A 5,801-nucleotide genomic window follows, 5' to 3' on the forward strand; every position below is an offset into this window, starting at 1 on the left:
GAGACGATCGAGATCCTGCCGCTGGTGCTCGCGTTCATCGCGATCGCGGTGTACGGCGTGATCGCGCAGCGGTACCGCGACTTCTTCCATCTGCGCCCGACCGCCGCGTGGCTGATCCTGCTGCCCATCGGCGTGGTCGCCTGGGCTCTCGTCCATGCCTCGGGCATCCACGCCACGATCGCCGGTGTGCTGCTCGGCTTCATGATCCCCGTGCTCCACAAGAAGGCCGACCGCGGACCGGACGCCGGTCCCGGGCTCGCCGAGGGCTTCGAGCATCGGTTCCGCCCGCTGTCGGCCGGTTTCGCGGTGCCTGTCTTCGCGTTCTTCTCGGCGGGTGTGGCGATCGGCGGCGGGGAGGGATTCGTGTCGGCTTTCGCAGACCCCGTGGTGGTCGGCATCGTCCTCGCCCTGGTGATCGGGAAGCCGCTCGGCATCACCGCGGCGACCTGGATCATCACCAGGATCCGCCGCATCAACCTCGACCCGTCCCTGAGATGGATCGACATCATCGGCGTCGGCCTCCTCGCCGGCATCGGATTCACGGTGTCGCTTCTGGTCGCTGAGCTGAGCTTCGCCGTCACGAGCGAGCACCACGACCATGCCAAGGTCGCCATCCTGACCGCTTCCGTCATCGCGGCCGTCGGAGCGTCCGTGCTCCTCGGGGCCCGCAACCGCCGCTACCGGCGGCTCGCGGGTTCTGACGACGAGGTGAAGAGCAGCTGAGGTGTACGAGAAGGAGCGGGCGTGCGGCTCCTCAGGAAGCGCCGATCAGCCCACGGCGACCGGGCGCGCGCCGATCTGCAGCGTCGCCGGAGCAGCGCAGCAGCTGCCGGCCGAGTCGTCGAATCCGCCGGCTCCACCGCACACGCCGGTGTCCGGCAGGGTCAGCTCGTTGCGGCCCGCGGCCTCGTGATCGCCCACGAGGTGTGCGGCGACGCTGCGGACCTGCTCGTATCCGGTCAGTGCGAGGAAGGTCGGGGCGCGCCCGTAGGACTTCGCGCCGACGATGAAGAACCCGGGTTCGGGCTGGGCGAGCTCCCTCGCCCCTGTCGCGCCCACGGAGCCGCAGGAGTGGATGTTCGGGTCGATCTCGGAGGCGATGCCCGCGACCGCTTCGAGTGCGGTGTCGAGGTCGATCCGCAGCTCTCGCAGCATGCCGGTGTCGGGGCGGAAGCCGGTGAGGGCGAACACGTGTGCGACGTCGGTAACCTCCCGGCCGTCTTCCGCGACGATCGTCAGCCCGTCGCCGCCTTGCCGGAACTCGGCGACGCGGAACCCTGTCACCAACTCCACGACCCCCTCGTCGATGACCTTCCGGGCGCGGGAGCCGAGTGCGGCGCGCTCGGGAAGCTCGTCCCCGATCCCGCCACCGAAGACGTTGGCGGCGCTTCCTCGGCGCAGCAGCCAGGTCACGCGCGTTCCCGGAGCGCGTCGTGCCAACTCGCTCAGGCGCAGCACGGCGTGCGTGGCGGAGTGCCCGGCTCCGACGACGACCACATGTCGGCCCGAGAGCTCTGACACGTCGGCCGGGATGCGGTACGAGATCCGGTCCGACGCTGCGGCCTCGCCGACTGCCGGGAATCCGTCCGCCCCCGCAGGGTTCGGAAGATCCCAGGTGCCGCTCGCGTCGACGACGGCGCGGGCGAGGAGGCGGGCTTCGCGCCCCTCCCCATCGACGGTGTGCACCACGAACGGCTGGCTCTTGCGTCCCCCGTCGACGACCCTGTCCCGCCCCTGCCGGGCGATGCCGGTCACGGTCGTCGCGTAGCGGACCCGCTCGCCCAGAGCATCCGCGAGCGGTGCCAGGTAGTCGCGAATCCACTCCGCGCCGGTCGGATAGCCGTTCGCCGGTGCCGTCCACCCCGTGGGCTCGAGCAGGCGGCGAGCAGCAGCGTCGGTGAGTTCCGGCCAGGCCGAGAACAGGCGCACGTGCCCCCACTCGGAGACGGCGGACGCGGGGCCGTTCCCGCGCTCGACGACGATCACGTTCTCGTCGCGTTCGACGAGGTGCGCGGCTGCGGCGAGACCCTGCGGGCCTGCTCCGATGACGACGACGGGAAGCTCGGACATCACATCTCCTCAGATCGAGAATCTTCAATATGACGACTGTCGTCGATCTATCGAAGTTTGTCAATACGTGGGAGGATGGACTCATGAGCCTGCCGACGACCATCGAAGCGACCGCCTGCTGTGTGCCGCGTGTCACGGCCGCGCCGACCGTCGAGGATGCGGAGCGCGTCGCGCGGGTCTTCAAGGCGCTCGGCGATCCGACGCGCGTCCGGCTGCTGTCCCTCATCGCCGCCGGTGCCGGCGGCGAGGCGTGCATCTGTGACCTGACCGAGCCCGTCGGCCTCTCGCAGGGCACCGTCTCGCACCACATGAAGCTCCTCGCGGACGCCGGCCTCGTCACCCGCGAGCAGCGGGGCAAGTGGGCGTACTTCTCGCTCAATGCCGACACGATGGATGCCGCCGCCGACGCGCTGCGGGTGGCGGTGCCCCGGCCGTAGAACCTGAGCTCTCCGGGGTCTCCGGCCGCCGGCCGGGCTATCGAGCTCTTGCCGTGATCAGCGAGCTGGGGATGTGCCCGGCGGCGAGCACCGCCGCGGCAATCGCCGCCCAGGGGTTCTCCAGCCACGCCGCGCCGGCGAGGAACGCGGCGACGGGGAGCAGCGCCATGGGCACCGGCACGCCCCAGACGGGGCCGAAGAGCGCCTCAAGGCGACGCCCTGTGACGAGGAATCGCACCCACAACGCCCAGTAGGCGAGCACGAGCACGGCGACGAGCGGGAACCACCACCACCCCACGGATGCACCCACCGTGATGGCGGGAACCGTCACGCAGAGCGCCTGCCCCGCACGTTCCAGCACCGTCAGCGGACGAGGCACCGCGCCGGTCGGCAATGCAGGACGGGGCGGAAACCAGATGAGTGACAGGCTCGGAGCGAAGATGGCGAGGCTGAGCGCGAGACCCAGCACCGAGAAGCCCATACCCGCGAGCGTATCGCTCGAGGAATCCGACCCCGCCCGCGCCGAACGTCGTACTCTCCTAGCGGGTGCCGTTCGCGACGCCCGCGCGGTCGATGCGGTGGATGTCGAGATCGGTTCGTCCGGGGAGGATGTCGGCGCGCAACGCTCGCGTGCCCCGATACTCACCGTCGCGCAGGGCGCGGTATGGCCGAGACGGCACTTCGTCGTGGATGCCCGCGAGCCGGGTGGTCAGCCGGTCGCGTTCCGAAGCGACAGCCGCGGCATCGAGGGCGTCGGCGTCGTGGACGACGTGCAGATCGAGTGATTCGATCCCCGTGTACCAGAGCGTGCCGTGCGTGATCGGGAACAGCAGGGCATCGATGTCACCGCTGACGCCCCGGGGACCGATGCTCCGCGCATCCTCGCCCGCCGTCACGATGATGAGCGCCCGCTTGCCCTTCAGTCCGCCCTCGCCGTAGCGGAGCGGCAGCCCCGTTTCCGTGTCGACGCCGCCGTAGGCGAAGCCGTTGGTGAACACCCGATCGAACCAGCCTTTGAGGATCGCCGGTGCGCCGTACCACCAGAGCGGGAACTGGAACACGAGCAGTTCGGCGGCCTCGAGCTTCCGCTGTTCGAGGCGCACATCGTCGGGAACGAGCCCGCTCTCGTGGACCTCGCCCATCAGGTCGACGAGGCTCCCCTCGCGCCCGCCGACGTCGCGCTGCGCCAGCAGCGGGTCGAAGCCCTGGGCGTACAGATCCGAGGTCTGCACGTCGTAGCGCGGCGTGAGCGCCTCGACCCCTGCCTCGAACAGTTGCCGGTTCAGGGAGCCCGACTGCGGGTGCGCGTAGACCCAGTGGGTGGTGGGCCGGAGGTCGGCGGTCATGTCTCTCCTCGGATCGTGGATGGTGCCGATGGCACGGGGTAGGATTGGTACCTACCAACCGTAACTTACTCATCGTAAGTATGGGTCGCGAGGGGCGAGATGACGAAGGTGAAAGAGGGTGCGCGACCGCGACTGTCGAAGGCCGACCGTCGCGCGCAGCTGCTGAGTGTCGCACGGGAGATGATCCGTGCCGAGGGCGCAGACGCGCTGACCCTCGGCGCGCTCGCGGACCGGGCGGGCATCACGAAGCCCGTCGTCTACGAGCACTTCGGTGACCGATCGGGGCTCTTCGCCGCGTTGTACCGACAGTTCGACGAGCGCCAGGATGCGTCGCTCGAGACCGCGCTGGCGAACGCTCGACCCGACATCGAAGGAGTCGTGGACGTCATCGCCACGAGCTATGTCGCCTGCGCCCGTGCCGAAGGCGTGGAGATGGCGGGAGTGGTCGCCGCCCTCCACGGCACGCCCGTGCTCGCGCGGATACGGCAGGAGTCGGTGGGGGCGTACGTCGAGCGCTGCCGCGCCGCCCTCGCCCGCGTGGTCGGCGCCGAGAGCATCGATCCGATCGCCCTGGAGGCCGCTTTCGCCTCGGCGGATGTGCTCGCGAGCGCGGTGCTCGCCTCGCGCATCGACGAGGGCGACGCACACGACACGCTCGTGCGGATCCTCCTCGCCTCGATCGGGGAGTGAGCCGAGGGGCGTTCCGAACGCAACGCGACTCCGAGATCCGATGTCGGATTCCGGCCGGAACGCACGACGGACGTATCACTCGCCGAATGCCTTTCGGGAGAGGTATCGGGATTCGGGTTCGTTCGTCGTCATGTCGGCCGCAGCGAGGAAGTCCTCTCTCGCCGCAGTCGGGTCCCCCTCCGCTTCGCGGAGATGTGCGCGGATCGCGTGGGCACGGTGTCGGGTCAAGGGATGTTGGAGCAGTCCGTGCTCGCGATCCAGTTCCTCGAGCAGGGCGGTGGCGCGCGCGGGCCCGAAAGCGTGCGCCACGGCGACGACTCGTGCGAGCCGGACGGGTCCGCTGGGTTCGACCTGCTCGAGCGCCAGGTACAGAGCCGCGATCTGTGCCCAGTCGGTCTGCTCGGCGACGGGAGCGGAGGCATGGACGGCGGCGATCGCGGCCTGCAGCCGGTAGGTTCCCACGTTCCCCTGGGACCACGCGGCACGGATGAGGTCGGATCCCTCTCGGATGGACTCCAGATCCCATCGAGCGCGGTCCTGGTCACGCAAGGGGATGAGGTCGCCATTCGAGGTGGAGCGCGTCGCGCGTCGCGAATCGATCAGCAGCATGAGCGCGAGAAGTCCGGTCGATTCCGGGTCATCAGGAACGAGGGCGTGGAGGAGTCGCGCGAGTCTGATCGCCTCGCCGGTCAGGTCGGTCCGGGTGAGCTCGGTTCCGGTGGTCACCGTGTATCCCTCGTTGAATATCAGGTACAGAACCCGCATCACCGCGGACAGGCGGCCGGAGAGATCGTCATCGGCCGCGAACTCGAAGCGGGCGCCGCTCTTGCGGATCTGCTGCTTCGCGCGGCTGATCCGCACGGCCATCGTCTGCTCGGTCACTCCATAGGCATGCGCGATCTCCGCGGTGGTCAACCCGCCCACAGCGCGCAGCGTCAAGGCGATGCGGGAGGCGGACGACAGGGCGGGGTGACAGCACAGCAACAGCAGGTTCAGGCTGTCGTCGTGGTCGGCCGGGGCGGCGTGCGAGAAGGACGCGTGCGGTTCGGAGGCCACGTACTGCTCTTCGCGGCGGCGGTCGGCCGATTCGGCGCGCAGCGCGTCGACCATGCGGCGGTAGGCGACGCGGATCAGCCAGGACCGGGGCTGATCGGGGATGGCGTCTCGGCGCCACTGCTGGCTTGCGGCGAGCAGTGCGTCCTGCGTGGCTTCCTCGGCGATGTCGAAGTGACCGAAGCGGCGAACCAGCGCCCCGAGG

General features: G+C 69.7%; 6 protein-coding genes and 1 pseudogene. 3 read left to right on the forward strand and 4 right to left on the reverse strand.

All coding sequences use genetic code 11. The annotated features are described in order from the left end of the window. Positions 1 to 723, forward strand: a pseudogene (locus tag ACNPM4_RS12950) (Na+/H+ antiporter NhaA); the annotation flags it as partial. Between the two features lie 45 nt (positions 724 to 768). On the opposite strand, the gene ACNPM4_RS12955 reads toward ACNPM4_RS12950, so the two are convergent. Next, positions 769 to 2,070 carry an FAD-dependent oxidoreductase gene (locus tag ACNPM4_RS12955; protein WP_448985937.1) on the reverse strand — a complete coding sequence of 434 codons (1,302 nt, stop codon included), beginning with the start codon at positions 2,068 to 2,070 and terminating at the stop codon, positions 769 to 771. Between the two features lie 83 nt (positions 2,071 to 2,153). On the opposite strand from ACNPM4_RS12955, the gene ACNPM4_RS12960 reads away from it, so the two are divergent. Then, complete coding sequence (locus ACNPM4_RS12960; RefSeq protein WP_448985938.1) at positions 2,154 to 2,507, forward strand: ArsR/SmtB family transcription factor; 354 nt, start codon at positions 2,154 to 2,156, stop codon at positions 2,505 to 2,507. A gap of 37 nt (positions 2,508 to 2,544) precedes the next feature. Here ACNPM4_RS12960 and ACNPM4_RS12965 read toward each other — a convergent pair whose 3' ends face one another. Together ACNPM4_RS12965 and ACNPM4_RS12970 are read right to left on the reverse strand one after the other, a co-directional pair. Further along, positions 2,545 to 2,988, reverse strand: a complete 444-nt coding sequence (locus ACNPM4_RS12965; RefSeq protein ID WP_448985939.1) for a hypothetical protein — start codon at positions 2,986 to 2,988, stop codon at positions 2,545 to 2,547. Between the two features lie 58 nt (positions 2,989 to 3,046). Continuing rightward, positions 3,047 to 3,853 (reverse strand): NAD(P)H-dependent oxidoreductase, encoded by an 807-nt coding sequence (locus ACNPM4_RS12970; protein ID WP_448985940.1) that lies wholly within the window; start codon positions 3,851 to 3,853, stop codon positions 3,047 to 3,049. A 99-nt stretch (positions 3,854 to 3,952) separates the two neighbouring features. Between ACNPM4_RS12970 and ACNPM4_RS12975 the strand changes: the two genes are divergently transcribed. Next, positions 3,953 to 4,543, forward strand: a complete 591-nt coding sequence (locus ACNPM4_RS12975; RefSeq protein ID WP_448985941.1) for a TetR/AcrR family transcriptional regulator — start codon at positions 3,953 to 3,955, stop codon at positions 4,541 to 4,543. Positions 4,544 to 4,618: 75 nt separating this feature from the next. Here ACNPM4_RS12975 and ACNPM4_RS12980 read toward each other — a convergent pair. Beyond that, on the reverse strand, positions 4,619 to 5,801 hold a 1,183-nt coding region (locus ACNPM4_RS12980; protein WP_448985942.1), incomplete at its 5' end, for an RNA polymerase sigma factor.

It is taken from the genome of Microbacterium umsixpiens, from assembly GCF_053543675.1.

Coding starts and splice junctions, on each gene's coding strand:
- ACNPM4_RS12955 (WP_448985937.1), bottom strand. CDS start 2,070: ATGTCCGAGCTTCCCGTCGTCGTCATCGGAGCAGGCCCGCAGGGTCTC.
- ACNPM4_RS12970 (WP_448985940.1), bottom strand. CDS start 3,853: ATGACCGCCGACCTCCGGCCCACCACCCACTGGGTCTACGCGCACCCG.
- ACNPM4_RS12960 (WP_448985938.1), top strand. CDS start 2,154: ATGAGCCTGCCGACGACCATCGAAGCGACCGCCTGCTGTGTGCCGCGT.
- ACNPM4_RS12975 (WP_448985941.1), top strand. CDS start 3,953: ATGACGAAGGTGAAAGAGGGTGCGCGACCGCGACTGTCGAAGGCCGAC.
- ACNPM4_RS12965 (WP_448985939.1), bottom strand. CDS start 2,988: ATGGGCTTCTCGGTGCTGGGTCTCGCGCTCAGCCTCGCCATCTTCGCT.